Annotated in this window: 12 protein-coding genes; 4 read left to right on the forward strand and 8 right to left on the reverse strand. The window is 56.6% G+C overall.

Going from position 1 to position 17,247, the window contains the following annotated elements; all coding sequences use genetic code 11:
* Window positions 1-52 precede the first annotated feature (52 nt).
* The 4 genes from ACHQGU_RS08905 to ACHQGU_RS08920 all read right to left on the reverse strand — a co-directional run bounded on the left by ACHQGU_RS08905 (window position 53) and on the right by ACHQGU_RS08920 (window position 4,948).
* On the reverse strand, window positions 53-2,407 hold the full coding sequence (locus tag ACHQGU_RS08905; protein WP_395494715.1) for a TonB-dependent receptor plug domain-containing protein: 2,355 nt from the start codon (window positions 2,405-2,407) through the stop codon (window positions 53-55).
* Window positions 2,408-2,533: 126 nt separating this feature from the next.
* A complete protein-coding gene (locus tag ACHQGU_RS08910; protein ID WP_395494716.1) occupies window positions 2,534-3,496 on the reverse strand; it encodes a FecR family protein in 963 nt (320 codons plus the stop codon).
* Window positions 3,497-3,571: 75 nt separating this feature from the next.
* Window positions 3,572-4,021, reverse strand: a complete 450-nt coding sequence (locus ACHQGU_RS08915) for an RNA polymerase sigma factor (RefSeq protein WP_395494718.1) — start codon at window positions 4,019-4,021, stop codon at window positions 3,572-3,574.
* A 162-nt stretch (window positions 4,022-4,183) separates the two neighbouring features.
* Window positions 4,184-4,948: an SDR family NAD(P)-dependent oxidoreductase gene (locus tag ACHQGU_RS08920; RefSeq protein ID WP_395494719.1), complete on the reverse strand. Its 765-nt coding sequence runs from the start codon at window positions 4,946-4,948 to the stop codon at window positions 4,184-4,186.
* 189 nt (window positions 4,949-5,137) lie between these two features.
* On the opposite strand from ACHQGU_RS08920, the gene ACHQGU_RS08925 reads away from it, so the two are divergent.
* From ACHQGU_RS08925 to ACHQGU_RS08940, 4 genes are all read left to right on the forward strand, one after another.
* Complete coding sequence (locus tag ACHQGU_RS08925) at window positions 5,138-5,866, forward strand: IclR family transcriptional regulator (RefSeq protein WP_395494720.1); 729 nt, start codon at window positions 5,138-5,140, stop codon at window positions 5,864-5,866.
* Between the two features lie 90 nt (window positions 5,867-5,956).
* The gene (locus tag ACHQGU_RS08930; RefSeq protein WP_062249897.1) at window positions 5,957-6,355 is read left to right on the forward strand and encodes a heme-binding protein; all 399 of its coding nucleotides are present in this window, start codon (window positions 5,957-5,959) and stop codon (window positions 6,353-6,355) included.
* Between the two features lie 28 nt (window positions 6,356-6,383).
* A complete protein-coding gene (locus ACHQGU_RS08935) occupies window positions 6,384-7,619 on the forward strand; it encodes an MFS transporter (RefSeq protein ID WP_395494721.1) in 1,236 nt (411 codons plus the stop codon).
* Window positions 7,620-7,885: 266 nt separating this feature from the next.
* A complete protein-coding gene (locus ACHQGU_RS08940) occupies window positions 7,886-10,300 on the forward strand; it encodes a TonB-dependent receptor (RefSeq protein ID WP_408874598.1) in 2,415 nt (804 codons plus the stop codon).
* Window positions 10,301-10,331: 31 nt separating this feature from the next.
* Here ACHQGU_RS08940 and ACHQGU_RS08945 read toward each other — a convergent pair whose 3' ends face one another.
* The 4 genes from ACHQGU_RS08945 to nifJ are packed head-to-tail and all read right to left on the reverse strand — an operon-like array spanning window position 10,332 to window position 17,235.
* Complete coding sequence (locus ACHQGU_RS08945; RefSeq protein ID WP_395494723.1) at window positions 10,332-11,522, reverse strand: acetate/propionate family kinase; 1,191 nt, start codon at window positions 11,520-11,522, stop codon at window positions 10,332-10,334.
* Between the two features lie 44 nt (window positions 11,523-11,566).
* The gene (locus ACHQGU_RS08950; protein WP_395494724.1) at window positions 11,567-12,586 is read right to left on the reverse strand and encodes a bifunctional enoyl-CoA hydratase/phosphate acetyltransferase; all 1,020 of its coding nucleotides are present in this window, start codon (window positions 12,584-12,586) and stop codon (window positions 11,567-11,569) included.
* 30 nt (window positions 12,587-12,616) lie between these two features.
* Entirely contained in the window at window positions 12,617-13,621 is a 1,005-nt protein-coding gene (locus ACHQGU_RS08955) for a dihydroorotate dehydrogenase-like protein (RefSeq protein ID WP_395494726.1), read from the reverse strand.
* A gap of 38 nt (window positions 13,622-13,659) precedes the next feature.
* A complete protein-coding gene (gene nifJ / locus ACHQGU_RS08960; protein WP_395494728.1) occupies window positions 13,660-17,235 on the reverse strand; it encodes a pyruvate:ferredoxin (flavodoxin) oxidoreductase in 3,576 nt (1,191 codons plus the stop codon).
* Window positions 17,236-17,247: the final 12 nt, after the last annotated feature.

Consider the following 17,247-nt stretch of genomic DNA (forward strand, 5'->3'; position numbering starts at 1 on the left):
GGGCGGAGGGAGCAGAGTCCCTCCCCTTTTTCCTGTCCCGGTTTAACCGACCTTAGAAATGCCCTTCCAAACTGGCTCCAAAAGCACGAGGCTGGCCAACCTGAGCATATGAGCCTGCCCAGCTACTCCGCGCGTTATAAATAATATGCTCATTAGACAGGTTTTTCGCATAAAAACGCACGGTGTAATATTTGGACGTATAAGCTGCGTGCATATTGAAGGTAATATAGTTCCCTGCTGTAATCCCCGTTCCGTTTTCGACCTGAGACGTATAAGCCCCCACCCGATTGACCGTTCCACCGAATGAGAAACCAGACTGGAATTTCTGATCAAACCCCACAGTGAATGTTGTACTGGGGGCATTGCTGAATTTAGACCCTTTTGCATAAGCATACGCTGTCGGGGCTTTTTGAATTTTTGTATCCAGCAATCCGACACCCCCATAAATATTCAGTCCCTTTGTCACATGGTACTGCGCTTCCAGCTCCAGCCCCATGCTTCGGCCATCGGGAATATTGACAAAGGTATAATCCAGAAGATCCTGATAATTATGAAAACTGTTATAAAACAGGTTTCCATTAAGGCTGAAACGGCGCCCAAACTGCTCCGTATGCCCTGAAAGTTCGTAAGTGGTTACCGTTTCTTTTTTATACTGATAGTAAAACCCACGATCCCAATCAATTGCGCCGCCACCAGGGTTATATCCACGCCGGACAGTAAAGCTCATGCTATCATGCGGAGAGAAAGTATAAAGCAAGCCACCTTTTGGGAGGAACATTGTCGTCCCGCCATCAAAATTGACACTTCCCCAGCTCATTCGCACATTTCGGTTCTGTACTTCCCGTTCTACACGGGCCCCGGCTATCAGGCTCAAACCACCGATCAGGGGCACTGTGCCATCCATATAGATGGCATAGGTCTGCTCCTGATCAGGCCCGTTCACCCCCATATCAGGTGAGGTAATTCTCTGGTCTCTATTGAAGTAGTAGAGACCCAGAACGCCATTAATCCAGCCATTTTTAGGCGAATAGACAAATCTCTGCTCTATCGTATTGTTATTCTCGTTGAGGTTGAGTTTGCCACGGGAATTGGAACTGGCAAGCTGATTGGACTGGTTGAAGTTCGCATCATACCAGACGTGGCCGTACAAGAGGCTCGCTGTCAGAGCATCTGAAATTTCGTAGCTGAATTTGTCACTCAGCGTATCAATAGAGGAATTTGAAACACGGATATTCATATCTGGGTTATCAAATTTATACTTCCAGAAATCCGGACCTGTTGCCTGATACAGATACTCACCATTCTGCTCTCTGTGAGAACCCACCATTTCCATTTTAAATCGCGGCAATGCCTTAGGCGTCCAGAGCATTTTGCCTCTAAACGTCGACTGGTTAATTTCACTCGGATTATATGGCCATGATTTTCCAGCATATTTAATATAGCTGTTCCCATAAATGCCATTCCCGGAAAGCCTGATGGCCAGCTGATCTTTGACTAAGGGCCCGGAAAGCGTTGCCCCGAAACTCCCTCTGTCCCCCTGGCTTTCATAGCCTGCATGTACGGCCCCGTGCCACGCCCATGTGGGGTCTTTGGTATTCATGGTGATTGCACCCCCAATAGCATTCCGCCCTTGGGTTGTAGCCTGCGGGCCACGCAGAACCTGTACATCATCAAAGTCCCATAACCCTGAATCTGTATAGCGTTGCCCACCAAAGGTTTCCGGCAAACCATCAATAATCACGGCTGTCCGCGGCCTGCTGCCAGACATGAGGGTGAAAATCCCTCCCGCAGCGCCCTCGCCGCTCATCCCGCGGATAGCAGGAAGCCCGGCTGCATTCCCCACCATGTTGGGCACCCGGTTCGTCACATCATACAGAGAGCGATATTCATCGGTATCCAGATGCCGCAGCACAGTAACCGCACTGTTGGTGTTTTTCAGGCGATCCATAGACTGCCCCACCACAACAATCCGCTCCGTTCCGCCATAGCTGCTTGTGGAACTGCCTTCTGCACTATGCGGATCTTGCGTTTTTGTCAGACCTGTCTGTTCCTGCGGTGCGTGTGGCGCTGCAACAATCTGAAAGGCACCCTTCCCAACAGGATGATACGTCAGCCCGGTCCCGGCCAAAATCTTTTGCAAGCCTGCTGCCAGCGTAAACTGACCGCTCACGCCCGCACTGGTATGATGGTCGAGGCTTTCTGCATCGGCTGTCACCTGCACATGCGCTTGCTGGCTAAAGGTGAGAACGGCGTCCGATAAAGCCCCCGGAGCGACATGAAAAAAGTGAAGCGGGGCGGAAGTCTGGGCTTTGGCGTCAATCCCCTCACAGAAGGTCCATACCCCAGCAATCGACAGGCCAAGAGCCCCTCGTATCAGACCACGAGCCAGAAAAAGCCGTATAACCATGGGTACCGAAAATCCTTCATGCCACTCAACATCACGGAGTTGCAACTGTCTCGCAGTTGCGCACCATTCCTTAGATGCATAAGCAGAGAGATTTTCCTGTCATCAGAGAAATTTTTTATTCACGAGCTATCCCGGCCCGGTGACGAGTGCCAGATCAGGCAACACAGTCTGCACCTTGCCGCCATGCGGCCTGACCGCCAGCCGTAAGGCCTGCATGGGGTCGCGGACGTTATAAACACCTGTGACGCGCTTCTCTGTCAGTTGCTGATCCAGCACAAAAATATGCCGGTGTGACCATGGGCGGAGTGCCGCCACAAAGTCAGAAACCCGCATAGCCCGCGCCACAAGCAAACCCGTGGCCCATGCACCAACTATTTCCGGGTTTGTCTTGCCCGTTTGCGTTGTATGCCCGCTCACCCGCAGCCAGTCTCCGGCATATAAATCCTGACTGGCTCCAAGGGCATCGGGAGCGGCAACACGGCTACTCCCTTCTTTTACAGCCACTGTGGTATGGTTATCCTCCATCGCCACATCAAAGACTGTTCCCAAATCCGTTGCAGTCACAGCACCGGCTTTTACCGTAAAGGGAAGCTGTGCATTATGATGGACCATAAAAAGGCCCTCCCCGCGTAAAAGGGTTACGATACGGGTTGTCTGGGTAAACTGGATGGCAATCGCACTCCGCGGCGCAAGCTGCACAACACTCCCATCACGTAACCGAACCTCTTTTGTCTGGCTATAACCGGTGGAGTAATCAGCCTGAGCCCAGATCATCGCATTGGGTGCAAACATAAACATGCTGACACACGCCAACGCCGCCAGACCGCCAGCCCAACTCTGGAACGCACGCCTCTTCCAGACAGGTTTATGCGCCACCTGCGGCGCGGGCCTTTTGGCCTGTCGCCGTTCCGGGGCAGCCTGCTGCAAGAGCGTGATTGTCTTATTAACCTCCGCCCATGCCTGAGGGTGGCGCTGGTCCGCCCTTAACCAGACATCGAACTGACGCAACAGTTCTGGATTATTCGGGTCATCCTGCAGTTTTACGTGCCAGAGAGCCGCGACCCGCGTCGCCGTTGTCTTCTCCATCATCAGGCGAGGACAAAAGCGGCGAAGCGAGCAGAGTGTCCCTGCGACCACACTCCGCCTTTCAGATTGCGAGGCACGTTATTCTCCTGTTGCGCGCGTGTTTGTACAAGCCTCTATGCCATCAGCAATAAGACTTTGCGCAAACGAGACGGAAATATTTAACTCAGCGGCAATTTCGCGCAGTTTTAACCCTTCAAAATAATACATTTTAATGGCTGCGGTCTGGCGCGGCGGCATCGCCTCTATCTGATCCAGTAATTTACTGACCTGCCAGCGCGCATCAGCAACCTGCTCGGGCGATGGAGCAAGATCAGCTATCATACGACTGGCATTATCAAAATCTGTATCTTTGGTTTTTTCCAGCTTCTGCCGCCGGTAACTAAACCTGAACAAATTGCGCATAATCGTTTTGAAATAATGGACCGGCGCGCTGATCTCTATTTTATTCTGCTGTTCAAAAAGCACCCAGGCTTCCTGCACAAGATCTTCCGCCTGTGCGTGGTCCCCCGTAAGGCGGCTGGCATACACAAGAAACGCTTTACGATGCTCCTGATACAGTCTTAGCGATAATTTTCTCGTGCTCAACGCGAAATCTCCGACATTGAGCTCCTCTATATGAGAATTATTCTCACATAGCCACAAAAACTTCACCTCGGGACCAGACTGGGCGGACCTGCCCCACCCTGCGGTTTATCCCATCGGCGGCTGGCCGTTAGAGGCAGACGTTCCCCCATCCACCGGGATGGTCGCCCCCGTGACATACCCAGCCGCGTCGCTCGCCAGAAAGACAATCACACTGGCAATATCTTCCGGCTCACCAAGGCGGCCGAGAGCAGTACGCTCTATGAACTTCTTCGCTTTTGCCTCATCTTCCACCAGCCCCTTGCCCATTGCCGTGCGGCTGAGACCCGGATTGACGGAATTGACGCGAATACCGTGCTTACCAAGATCCAGCGCCAGAGAACGCGTCAAGTTCACAACCCCACCCTTGGCTGCGTTATAAGCCGGGAAATTCCAGTCCCCACCCATACCGGAAATAGAGGCAACATTGATAATGTTGCCTTTGGTCTTTTTCAGATGCGGGATAGCAGCCCGTGCACAATAAAAGGTGCCGCTCAGATCAATATTGATCACGCTCGCCCATGTCTCATCACTGGTCTCTTCCGGCTGTCCGGGGCGCGCAATGCCTGCATTATTCACCAGCACATCAATCTGACCGAAATGCTCTGCGGCGTCTTTTATGGCCCGGTTGACCGCGGCTGAGTCTGCAATATCACACGCAATCGCCAAACTCCGCTCTTTGGAAAACTGCCCCGCAACCTTGTTCAAATTGTCTTCGTCGGCATCCAGCAGAACTACATTAGCCCCTTCAGCATGAAAGCTCCGCGCAGTCGCTTCCCCAAAGCCGGAAGCAGCCCCTGTCACAATGACGGTCTTGCCTGAAAAACGCTGCATGAAGATCTCCTTATGTCTGCCGTGCAGTCTCTCTGCACTCAGGCACTCAAACCGAATGCGACGGAGGTCGTTCTTTCAGGACAGGGACATTGCCCGCAAAATCTGCAAAAGTTCACCCATAATGAACTTACTCCAGTTCCCAAAGACGGGTTCGTCACGATAAATCCTGAGCATCAGGAGACCTGTCCCATGGGCAAAACCCCGAAACTTATTCAGTCCATTGAACGCTCAGCCGCTATTCTGGAAATCATCGCCCAGGAAGGTGGCAGCGCACGCCTGCAACAAATTGCCAGCATCTCCGGCATTGGAAAAACGACCGTCCACAATATTCTCCAGACGCTCGACCATCTGGGCTATGTGCAGCGTCGCACGGGGGATATGCGCTATCATCTGGGTGGGCGCATCCTCAATCTGGCCCGCATTACGGGGGATGATAATGCCCTGCGCGCCCGTCTGCGCCCTGCCCTGAATGCCATTGCGGAAGAAAGTGGCGCGACCGTCTGGCTGGCCGTTCCCAGCGGGGATGAGGCCGCCTATCTGGATATCGTCAACCTGCCCGACCCGGACCTGATGCGCAGCATCCCAAGCCGGGAAAAGCTGGAAGGCTCCGCCGTGGGGCTGGTTTTTCTGGCCTTTGTGCCCGGCCTTGGCAAACGGGTGCTGACCACCCGCGCCAATGCTCTGAACAGTGACATCCTCGCCCAGATTGAAACCGTGCGCATCAAAGGCTTTGCGCTGGATCTGCAGGGCTACCATCCGGGCATAAACGGCGTTGCCATTCCCTGGCGGGACAATGGTGAAGTGCGCGCCAGTGTCTGCCTGACCGGCCCCGCCAGCAAGCTCCCGCCACACCGCCTCAGCCGTCTGGCCTGGATGATGATGAAGCATGTCGAACGCACGGATATCCAGAGCTGCTGAACAAATAGTCTTTCCCTTGCGTCCCTCATTCCCTTATTGAGCAGCGCAGCTACTCTGCGCCTTTTTCTCAGGAAAGCGATTTTCTCTGCCATGAAGTCTTCTACCGCGACCGCCATGATCACTGCTGCTCTGGCCGAAGCAGACCGCATGAATGTCTCTGTCTGCATTTCCATTGTGGATGCCGCAGCCTGGCCCGTCGCCTTTATGCGCATGGAAGGCACCATTCTGGGCGCCATTGATATCGCCAACAAAAAAGCCCGCACCGCTGTGCTGTTCCAGATGGACAGCGCCGACTTTGCAGAAATTGCCCACCCCAACGCCCACGCCTACACGCTGGAAAATACCAATGGTGGCCTCATCAGCTTTGGCGGCGGCCTTGTGCTGAAAGATGCCGAAGGCAGGGTTGTGGGAGCCATTGGCGTGTCCGGCGCCAGCACTGCGGATGATATTGCCATTGCCACCGTCGCCTCTCGCGTTCTGACCGCCTGAGCCGACTTTTTTTAAGCCGAGACCCTGCATGACATCAGAAACCGTGCCGCCTGAGAGCGGTCTTACCGTGGTTCCGCCGCCTCATGGCAGAACCGCAGCCCTCCTTACTCTCACATTCGGCACGTTTGTTGTCGGCACCGGGGAGTTTGCCATCATGGGCATGCTCCCGGAATTTGCGCAGTCGCTCAATCTGTCTCTGGCCGATGCCGGGTATGCCATTACCGCTTACGCGCTGGGAGTGGTGATTGGCGCACCGCTGATTACTATTCTGGGCGCGCGACTATCCCGGCGGGAGCTTCTGCTTGTTCTGCTGATCATGTTCTGCCTTGGCAATTTTCTGAGCATTGTCATGCCCACACCGGGGCTGGTTGAGGTCGCTCGTTTTCTGACGGGCCTGCCGCATGGCGCGCTCTTCGGAATTTCCGCCCTTGTGGCGGCTTCCATGGTGGAACGCTCCCGGCGTGGCTGGGCGGTGGGGCGCGTGCTGTCCGGCATCGCCATTTCCACGCTGATCGGCGCGCCGTTTTCCACCTTTGCGGCAGACCATTTTGGCTGGCGCATTGCTTACCTGATTATCGGCCTGTTTGGCGTTCTGACCTTTCTGGGCGTCCTGCGCTATATTCCGGCCGATAAACCCAACCGCAAAAACTCCCCGCTTAAGGAAATCACGGCTCTGGGCAACATGCAGGTTATGCTCACCCTGCTGACCGCCGCAGTGGGTTTTGGCGGGATGTTTGGCGTCTACACCTACCTCACCAGTGTTCTGCAAAACGTGACCCACGTGCCGGAATGGCAGACCATGATCTATATGGTGATCTGGGGTGCCGGCATGCTCGTCGGAGCAAACGCCGGAGCCTGGCTGGTGGACCGGAACATCAATCTGGCGGCCATCATCGCCCTTGCGGGCAGCGCGGTCATCATGTTCGCGTTTTCCACTGTGCTGCACAGCAATTTCGCGCTGATGCTGATTGTCTTCCTGATCCCCACCTTTGTGAATGGACTTGGCCCGGCACTTCAGACACGGCTGATGGATTTTGCGGGCGATGCTCAGACGCTTGCTGCCTCCCTCAACCATTCAGCCTTCAACATTGCCAACGCACTGGGGGCCTCTCTGGGCAGCGTGCTGCTGGCGCACCAGTTCGGGTATGGCTCGCTTGGCATTGGCGGAGCACTGCTCTCCATCGGTGGCCTGCTGGTGTATCTGTTTGCCCTTCTTCTGCTCAAAAAAAGCGGCCAGCCGGAAGAACGAGGTTCCCTTACCTAAAGCCCCCTTCCTGATACGCTGAAAACAGCCCCTTCCCCGGTTTTGCGCCGCGGAAGGGGTTTTTGCTTTTCCGGTGTTCTCACAAAGCCGTAGGAGGCCTCATCCTCATAAACCGCGTTGTTTATGCAACAGATATGAGCAAAAACTGCCTAAAAATGTCACAAAAACATCACACCCCTCTTTGAAGCCTTTGCATATCTGGAGGTTCAACGGCTAAGAGACCGCTTCTCTTTGACCCGCATCACCCTCCGGAGTGCTGACCGCAAGTGCGCACCAAACATCTGCTTTTGTCCTCTATTGCACTGTTTGCCATAGAACGCCCTGCTCTGGCCGCTGAAACCACCGCGCAGCACAAGCATGCAGCCCGCCATGCGCAGCCGGTTTCCGCGCACAAGCCCGCAGCCGCACAGCCCGCTCCGAAGGCCGCAACCAAAGCGTCCGCCAGCCACCACAGCAAACCGGCAGATCTGGAATCGCACGGCACGGAAAGTGTGTCCGTCACAGGCCGTCAGCTGACCGGGCGTGATGCAGAACAGGCTGTCACAAAGGCCGTCATGCGCCAGTTCGTGCCGGGCACCAGCCCATACAAGATGCTGGACCGGATGCCGGGTGTGAGCTTCTCCTCCACAGACCCTTTCGGCATCGACAGCTTCGGCGCCAACCTCTACGTGCGCGGGTTCTTCATGAACCAGCTTGGCGTGACAGTGGATGGCGTGCCCCTGAACGACCAGACCTATCAGTCCATCAGCGGCATGAGCCTCGCGTCCTCCATCATACCGGATGATATCCAGTCCATGCGCATGTCGCAGGGGGCCGGATCGGTTGAGCTGCCCTCCACCAATACGCTGGGCGGCACCATTCAGATCGGCTCGTCCGACCCGTCCGAAAAGCGCGGCGGCAAGGTCAGCCAGTCCTTTGGCAGCTATAATTCCTACCGCACCTATGTGCGGCTGGATTCCGGCAAGCTGAATGATACTGGCACCCGCTTTTACACCTCCTACGCCCGCACGGATGAAGGCATGTGGATGGGCAAGGGTGACCAGTTCATGCAGCAGGTCGATGCCAAGCTGGTGCAGCCCATTGGCCACCGCAGCCGCATGTCAGCCTTCTTCAACTGGTCCACTCTGGCGCAGTGGAACTACCCGGATACGTCCATCGGCATCCTGAAAAACCTCGGCTGGCGCACCCCGCATCTGTATCCCAATTATGGGCTGGCTTACGGCATTGCCAATGGCACCCGCCCTGTGCCGCCGGGATACAATAATGTGCCGGGCATTGATGGCGCAGACATCGCTATGTACGACGGCGGTCAGTCTGAAACCAACTTCATGGGCGGCCTGCATTTTGACCTCGCCCTGACAGACCGCCTGACATGGAACACCACTCTCTACGGCCACAGCCAGACAGGCTATTACAGCTACACGGATTCAGAAGATCCCTCCCCCAACGGCGCGCCGTTCTCGGAAGAAGTCTGGCAGAACCGGCAGGAACGCTACGGGATCGATACCAGCCTGCGCTATAAATGGGGCCGCCACACCATTGAAGGCGGCGTCTGGTATGAAAACAACAACCAGCAGGCGGGCCTGTTCAATTATCAGGAGCCTCTGCTTGGGCAGGGCGCGCCACTTAAGGCGGTCGGACCGTATAATGTGTATGGCCGCGCCTTTATGCAGGGTTACAACTTCCAGTGGACCACCAATGTCATGCAGTTCCATTTGCAGGACAGTGTGCAACTGACACCGGGCCTTACGCTGCATGCCGGGTTTAAATCCATGGTGGCGACGACTGCTGGCGGTGCGAACTACAACAATGCCGACTGGACGGGTGCTGATACGCTGCCCAACGGTTCCCTGACGGCTTCTCAGGCCTTCCTGCCCCACATCAATCTGGACTGGCACCTCAACGACCACCACGAGTTCTACGTGGACGTCGCCGAGAACATGCGGGCTTATGAAGTCTCGGCCTTTGGCGTGGGCAACTCCCTTTACTCCGTGCAGGATCAGGCCACCTTTCAGGCGCAGAAAAGGGCGGCAGAGCCGTCCAAAGCCTGGGTTTATCTGGGAGGCTATCGCTATACCTCCCGCTACCTGCAGGCGAATGCGACCATCTATCACGCCAGCCTGATCCACCCGCTGCTGGCGGCGGCTGTTGGTTCTCTGACCAACCCGGTCTCTCAGGTGATCGACTTCGGCCATATTTCCATGACGGGTGCGAACGGGGCCATTACCCTTACACCCATCCGAGGTCTGAGCTTTACGAATACCCTGAGCTACAACAAGGGCACGTATGATAGGAACGTGGACACCGTCGGCGGGTATTATGCCCTTTCTGGCAAGAACATCGTCAACTATCCGGCGTGGATGTATAAAACGTCCCTGGCCTACACATGGAAAGGCGCGACCGCGCATTTTGACGCCAACTATTTTGGCCGCCGTTACTACAGCTTTATGAACGATACCTCCGTGCCGGGCTACTGGGTCGCCAATGCCGGTCTTGAATACCGCTTTGGGGACATGAGCGTTCTGAAAAACGTCACGGCCAGCTTCAATGTCTATAACCTGTTTAACAACAAATACATTTCCATGATGGGCCAGAACGATAACCCCGCCGTGGGGGATTATCAGTCCATGGAACGTGGGGCTGTGCGCGAATTTTTCGGCACCGTCAGCACGTCTTTCTAAACGCTTTAAGGGGAGCAAGCCTCCCCGCCGCTTAGAGAAATTTAAGAACGCTCATATAGATTTCGCGCTCCTCGTCAGTCAGCTCCACGCGCACCCGCACCCGACTGTCCGGCGTGCTGATAATGGCATCATGACGCTGGTTGGCAGCCTCATCCAGCGTGACGCCTGCCCAGCTGAACGCCTGACAGACCTCATGCCGCAATGCAGCATCATGCTCGCCAATGCCCGCGGTAAAGACCAGTCCGTCCAGACCACCCATCACCGCCGTCAGCGCACCGATTTCCTGACGGATACGATACACAAACAGGCTCAACGCTTCGGCAATCTGCACGCTTTGGGCAGAGCTCGCGTCCTTCGCCAGCATCTCACGCAGCACCCGCATGTCAGGCGAAATACCGGAGACGCCCAGTAGACCGGACTCATGGTACAGCGTCTGCACCAGCGTCCGCCAGTCGGCCTTTTCTTCCTGCACCATGTAAAGCAGTACGCCGGGATCAATCGCGCCGCAGCGCGTGCCCATCATCAGGCCATCCAGCGCAGAAAAGCCCATCGTCGTTTCAAGGCTTTTCCCATCCTTCAAGGCACACAGGCTGGCCCCGCTCCCAAGATGGGCAATAATGGTCCGCCCCGTTGCAAGCTCCGGGTCAATCTGTGCAAGACGCTGGGCAATATAGCTGTAGGAAATGCCGTGGAAGCCATAGCGTACCACGCCCCGTTCCTCATACCGGCGCGGCAACGGCAGAAGCCGCGCCACTTTTGGAATGGTGCTGTGGAAGGTTGTGTCAAAACAGGCCACCTGCAAAAGGTCTGGCCGCCGTTGCGCAATAGCTTTAGCCGGGGCCAGCGTGGCCTGCTGATGCAGCGGGTCAAACGGGGTGAGCTGGTCCAGCTTGTTCAGAATTTCCGGCGTGATTTTCACTGGTTCCAGAAAATCAGCCCCGCCATGCACAATCCGGTGCCCGGCAGCAACCACCCGGCCCTTCTGAGCAAACTGCTCAAGCCAGTGGAACAGATGGTCAAAAATCGCCAACCCGGTTTCGGGCCAGTCTTCCTGCACCAGAACGGCGCCATCATGGTTTTTGGCATGGAAGCGCGCGCCTGTGGGGTTTTGCTCAATTTCCCCGTTGAGCAGAACTGTCGCTTGCTGACTGTCCGCCTTGTCGTAAACAGTAAATTTCAGACTGGAAGAGCCACTGTTAAAAACAATAATGACATCCTGCATTGATCCGTCCTTCTCTATGGCTCTTCTTCTGTCCTGAACCCGCCTCACGCCGCAGGAGCGCTTTCCGGATGCAGATGCCGCGCATACAGTGCGCCCACGGCAATGGACGCCAGCCGCGCCTGCACACTATCCGCCCGGCTGGTCAGCAACACCGGCACACTGGCCCCCAGCACCACCCCGGCTGAATCCGCTCCGGCCAGAAAGATCATGTTCTTGGCCAGCATGTTGCCTGCTTCCAGATCGGGTGTCACAAGAATTTGCGCCTGCCCTGCTACCGGCGAGGTAATGCCTTTAATTTTGGCGGCCTCTGCGCTCACGGCATTATCCATGGCCAGCGGTCCATCCAGAACACCGCCTTCAATCTGCCCACGCTCGGCCATTTTACACAGGGCCGCGGCATCCACCGTGCCCGGAATTTTGGGGTTCACGGTTTCCACAGCAGACAGCAGCGCCACTCGTGGCTCGCCAAGCCCAAGGCCCCGATGCAGATCAATCGCGTTCTGCACAATATCGCGCTTGATGGTGAGATCCGGGAAGATATTGATAGCGGCATCCGTCACAAAAATAAGGTCATCATAAGCAGGCACTGCGAGCAGAAAGACATGGCTCACCCGCCGTGCCGTGCGCAACCCACTCTCTGGTGAGACGACGGCATGCATCAACACATCTGTGTGCAGGCTGCCTTTCATCAGGGCATGCACCTGCCCGGATTTGACCAGTGTTACAGCCTGCGCAGCAGCCTCCTGCGGGGTGGCGACATCCACAATGGTTGCGCCCCCCAGATCAATCCCGCAGCTCTGCGCCACATCAGTAATCAGAGCACGCGGGCCGATCAGAACGGGTTCCAGAATATTCTGCTGCGCCGCATCCATCGCGCCTTCCAGCGCATGCTGCTCACACGGCCAGACAATACCGATACTCACCTTGCCGGGGAGCTGTCTGGCCCGCTCAATCAGATTTTCAAAAGCCTGATGGCTTTTAGGGCCGGAGGCTGCGGGCATATCGGCGCTATCCTGCACATACTGTTGCTCTGGGGTTACGGAAGCAGCAGAAGAGGACGCCATGGTCTGATTTTCCTGTTGAGACATACTACGTTATTGCCCGAAAGCCGGAGTGGAAGACAAAATACGCCGATACTGGTCCCGCAGGAACGTCTCGGCCGCCTGCGCTGTGCCATGGGCCGCCAGCTGCCCTTTAAAGGCCGCTACACTCTCAACAGAGCGCGCTTCCATCCACGCCTGCATCTCTGCCAGCATGGTGGAGAGGAAACCCGAGCCATGCCGCAGCAGAGCGGAGGTCACCATTGCCACATCAGCACCGGCCAGCAGACAGCGCACAACGTCCTCACCAGAATTGACGCCGCCAGAGACCGCAAAGCTGGTATGGAGCCTGCGGGACAGCAGGCCCGTCCAGATCAGCGGCAGCCGTAGTTCGTAGGACGTGCTGAGTTGCGCATCTGCTTCCGGTGCTACGGGATGCAGGTCCAGCCCCGGCTCATAAAACCGGTTGAACAGCACCAGCCCGGCAGCCCCGGCTTCCACCAGCCGTTTCGCCATATTCCCCGGCGCACTGAAAAACGGCGGTAACTTGATGCTGACAGGAATACTGACTTCGGCCTTTACAGCCTTGAGGATGTCAATAAACCGCTCTTCCACCTCAGTTCCTGTCTCATCCGGGTCAGCCGCAATATGCCAGAAGTTCAGCTCAATGGCCGCTGCCCCTGCCTGTTCCAGCTTGCGGGCAAAATGCACCCAGCCCGCCTGCGTGCAGCCATTCAGGCTGGCAATCACCGGCACCCCGGCCCGTTCCGCCGCACGCCGCAGCACGGAAAGCCGTCCATCCAGGACGGTCGCCTGCGGCACAGCGGGAAAATACCCGCCGTTGACGTCCGGATGACTATCCTCCCCCGCTTCAAACAGAGCGGCGTCATGCACCTCCTGCGCGGCAATCTCCTCCTCAAAAATGGAGGCCATGACAATGGCCGCCGCCCCTGCATCCGCTACACGCAGAATGTGATCCAGATCGGCCGTCAGAGGTGATGCGGACGCCACAATGGGGTGCCGCAGGGAAAGGCCCAGATACTGTGTTTCAAGGTTCATGCTCTTTAACTCCCCGGTTCTTTGAGACCCTGCGGTTTTCAGTTCACATCTTCCCAGTGCGGCAGGAAGCGACTGCCGTCACGGGCGGCCAGATCCTCATAGAGACGATAGCGCTCATTCAACGCCGCCTGCGCCTGATGGAGCATATGCGCCGCTGCTTCCGGATGCGTGCGGGTAAGCGTTTTGTAGCGCAGTTCCTGATAGGCATAGTCTTCCAGCGGGATACGGGGCCGGGTTGAATCCAGCCGGAACGGGTTCAGCCCGCTTTTGCGCATGGTCGGGTCAAACCGGAACAGCGGCCAGTAGCCAGAGGCAACAGCCCGGGCGGCCTGCTTCATGCCTGTGCGCATATCAATGCCGTGTGCAATACACTGGGAATAGGCGAGGATAATGGACGGCCCCTCATACGCCTCGGCTTCCCGCATGGCGATGACGGCCTGCTCCGGGTTTGAGCCCATCGCAATCTGCGCCACATAGACATTCCCGTAGGAAATAGCCTGCATAGCCAGATCTTTCCGCGGAGACCGCTTACCAGCCGCCGCAAACTTGGCGGAAGCCCCCAGCGGCGTCGCCTTGGAGGACTGACCACCCGTGTTGGAATACACTTCCGTATCCAGCACCAGAACATTCACATTCCGCCCCTGTGCCAGCACATGGTCCAGACCGCCGGAGTCAATGTCGTAAGCCCAGCCGTCACCACCAATAATCCAGACAGACCGGCGGATGAGGAAGTCCGCCACGGACAGCAGCATGATGGCATCGGGGGCGTCCACATCCTCCAGCTTCTGCTTAAGAGCCGCAACCCGTTTCCGCTGCTCGGCAAAATCCGCTTCCGTATGCATGGAAGCGCTCAACAGAGCCTTGGCCAGATCCTCACCCACCAGAGCGGACTGTTTCTGCACCAGCTGGCGCGCCAGAGCCGTCTGTTCATCCGCGGCAATACGGAAACCCAGCCCGAATTCGGCATTGTCTTCAAACAGCGAGTTGGACCACGCCACCCCGCGCCCTTCAGCATTGGCTTTCCAGGCATGGGCTGGCGTATTACCCGCAAAAATGGCGGAACAGCCTGTGGCGTTCGCAATCTGAAGCCTGTCACCAAACAACTGGGAAACCAGCTTCAGATACGGTGCCTCACCACACCCAGCACAAGCCCCGCTGAACTCAAACAACGGCTCAAGGAACTGCACGCCTCGGACGTTGGCTTCATTAATACTGGCCCGATCCATATCCGGCAGTTTTTCAAAAAACGCGATATTCTGGCGTTCCTGTTCCAGAATAGGCAGTTTCTCTTCCATATTAATGGCGCGTTTTTCCGTTTCCGGCACAATGGCCGGGCAGTTTTCTACGCACACGCCACAGCCGGTGCAGTCTTCCACGTAAAACTGGAGCGTAAAGCGAGAATCCGGATAACCCCGCGCGTTAATCTCAGCCGTTTTGAAAGACGTCGGAGCCCCTTCCAGATCCTCCACATCATACATTTTCGCGCGGATGACACTGTGCGGACAGACAATGCTGCACTGGCCGCATTGTAGGCAGGCATCCGCGTCCCACACAGGTACTTCCACCGCAATATTCCGTTTTTCATACTGCGTGGTGCCACCGGGGAATGTTCCATCCACCGGCATATGGCTGACAGGGATCAGATCTCCCCGCCCGGCCATGATCTCACCCGTCACCTGTTTGACAAACAGCGGCGCAGTCTCCGGCACAACCGGCGGCATTGGCACCGTGCCAGTGGCCTGTGCCGGCACCTTGACTTCATGCAGGGCCGCAAGGGCCGCATCCACAGCGCGGAAGTTCAGCTGAACAACAGCATCCCCCTTCGCCCCGTAAGATTTCTGAATAGCCTTCTTGATTTCTGTAATCGCTTCATCCGCAGGCAACACATTGGAGAGATGGAAAAAGCAGGTTTGCAGAATGGTGTTCACACGCGGGCCAAGCCCCAGAGTCAGCGCGACATCAGACGCGTTGATGACGAAGAACCTCAGCTTTTTGGAAACAATCTGATCCTGCACTTTTCTGGGCAGATGGTCCCAGACCTCCTCTGCGGAATAGGGGCTGTTCAGCAGGAAGGAAATGCCATCATTCGCTGCGCCCAGCACATCGCGCCGGAACAGAAAATCAAACTTGTGGCAGGCAATAAAATCGGCATGGCGGATCAGATACGGCGCATTGATCGGGCTTTTACCAAACCGAACATGCGAAGCCGTCTGGCCGCCGGATTTATGGGAATCATAATCAAAATAGGCCTGTGCAAACCAGCCGGTTTTTTCGCTCAGGATCTTAACGCTGTTCTTGTTGGCCCCCACCGTGCCATCGGCCCCCAGACCATAGAACAGGCAACGCACCGTGCCTTCCGGCTCAATGTCAAAGTTTTCATCATAGGTAAGGCTGGTGTGCCCCACATCATCCAGAATACCGACGGTAAAGTGGTTTTTAGGTGACGGCCTGGTCAGTTCATCAAACACCGCCCGCGCCATGGCTGGGTTGAAGTCTTTGGAAGACAGACCGTAACGCCCGCCAATCACGCGCGGCATATGCGGGAAGGCCCCTTCCCCTACCCCTTCGGCCAGCACGCCCACCACATCGGCATGCAGCGGTTCCATCGGCGCACCCGGCTCCTTCGTGCGGTCCAGCACCGCAATAGATTTGACGCTTTTCGGCAAGGCATCCAGAAAATGCTTCGCCGAGAACGGGCGGAACAGCCGGACCTGCAAGACACCAACCTTCTGCCCCTGCTGGCACAACCATCTGGCGGTCTCCCGCACCACTTCCGCGCCCGAGCCCATACACACCACAACGCGCTCGGCATCCGGTGCGCCCTCGTAGCGGAACAGCTGGTACTGGCGGCCCGTGAGGGAGGCAAAGCGATCCATGGCGGACTGCACAATATCAGGCACGCGCTCATAGAACGGGTTTACGGATTCACGGCTCTGGAAATACGTGTCCGGGTTTTGCCATGTGCCCCGGATAAACGGATTTTCCGGGCTCAGCCCGCGTTTACGGTGGGCCAGCACCAGCTTGTCATCAATCATGGCGCGGATGGTCTCATCCGGAAGCAGATGCAGCCCGTTATATTCGTGCGATGTGCGAAACCCGTCCGTGAAGTGAATGAACGGAACACGCGCCGCCAGCGTAGAGGCCTGCGCAATCAACGCCAGATCATGCCCTTCCTGCACGGTGCCTGCGCCCAGAATGGCAAAACCCGTGGTACGCACAGCCATGATATCCTGATGGTCCCCAAAGATGGAGGACGCCCCGGCCGCCAGCGCACGCGCCGCGACATGAAAGACAACGGAGGTCAGTTCCCCCGCAATCTTGAACATGTTGGGGATCATCAGCATAAGCCCCTGTGAGGACGTAAAAGTGGTGGTCAGCGCACCACTTTGCAGGGAACCATGCACACACCCGGCTGCCCCGCCTTCGGCCTGCATTTCCTGCACCACCGGGATCGTCCCCCAGATGTTGCGGATCCCCTGATCCGACCAGGCATCAGCCAGTTCCGCCATGGTGGAGGACGGCGTGATGGGATAAATGGCGCAGACTTCGTTTACGCGATACGCAATATGGGCAACTGCGGTGTTGCCATCCATGGTCACACTTTGATCGGTCATGACGCTTTCCCT

The sequence above is a fragment of the Acetobacter sp. KSO5 genome (assembly GCF_044094635.1).
GTDB classification, from domain to species: Bacteria; Pseudomonadota; Alphaproteobacteria; order Acetobacterales; family Acetobacteraceae; genus Acetobacter; species Acetobacter cerevisiae.

Excerpts from the sequence above, each read along its gene's own strand:
- ACHQGU_RS08935 (WP_395494721.1), top strand. The coding sequence starts at position 6,384 with ATGACATCAGAAACCGTGCCGCCTGAGAGCGGTCTTACCGTGGTTCCG.
- ACHQGU_RS08945 (WP_395494723.1), bottom strand. The coding sequence starts at position 11,522 with ATGCAGGATGTCATTATTGTTTTTAACAGTGGCTCTTCCAGTCTGAAA.
- ACHQGU_RS08905 (WP_395494715.1), bottom strand. The coding sequence starts at position 2,407 with ATGGTTATACGGCTTTTTCTGGCTCGTGGTCTGATACGAGGGGCTCTT.
- nifJ (WP_395494728.1), bottom strand. The coding sequence starts at position 17,235 with ATGACCGATCAAAGTGTGACCATGGATGGCAACACCGCAGTTGCCCAT.
- ACHQGU_RS08925 (WP_395494720.1), top strand. The coding sequence starts at position 5,138 with ATGGGCAAAACCCCGAAACTTATTCAGTCCATTGAACGCTCAGCCGCT.
- ACHQGU_RS08920 (WP_395494719.1), bottom strand. The coding sequence starts at position 4,948 with ATGCAGCGTTTTTCAGGCAAGACCGTCATTGTGACAGGGGCTGCTTCC.
- ACHQGU_RS08910 (WP_395494716.1), bottom strand. The coding sequence starts at position 3,496 with ATGATGGAGAAGACAACGGCGACGCGGGTCGCGGCTCTCTGGCACGTA.
- ACHQGU_RS08950 (WP_395494724.1), bottom strand. The coding sequence starts at position 12,586 with ATGGCGTCCTCTTCTGCTGCTTCCGTAACCCCAGAGCAACAGTATGTG.
- ACHQGU_RS08930 (WP_062249897.1), top strand. The coding sequence starts at position 5,957 with ATGAAGTCTTCTACCGCGACCGCCATGATCACTGCTGCTCTGGCCGAA.
- ACHQGU_RS08955 (WP_395494726.1), bottom strand. The coding sequence starts at position 13,621 with ATGAACCTTGAAACACAGTATCTGGGCCTTTCCCTGCGGCACCCCATT.